This window comes from Lacisediminihabitans profunda (genome assembly GCF_008040105.1).
Classification (GTDB): domain Bacteria; phylum Actinomycetota; class Actinomycetes; order Actinomycetales; family Microbacteriaceae; genus Lacisediminihabitans; species Lacisediminihabitans profunda.
Map to the genome: position 1 here is coordinate 1 of NZ_VRMG01000099.1, position 222 is coordinate 222.

A 222-nucleotide genomic window follows, 5' to 3' on the forward strand; every position below is an offset into this window, starting at 1 on the left:
CCCACCTGCCCCACCCCCGGCTCCCGGTGGGCGATGCCGGTGTTGATGGTCGGCGCGAGCCCGCTCGCGACCACCTTGCGCGCGTCGATCCCCGTCGGCGTCCCGGCGAAATCCAGCGCCGGGATGGTCCACTCCGGATTCCGCGCCGCGGTGATCTCGTACATCGAGCGGGTCGCCCCCAGCGCCGCGCTCGCGCCGCCCGCCCCCACGAAACCCGCCACC

At 75.7% G+C, this 222-nt stretch carries 1 pseudogene; it reads right to left on the bottom strand.

Features of this window, described 5'->3' with window-relative positions:
• Nucleotides 1-222: pseudogene (locus tag FVP33_RS19210) on the bottom strand (DUF1116 domain-containing protein); the annotation flags it as partial.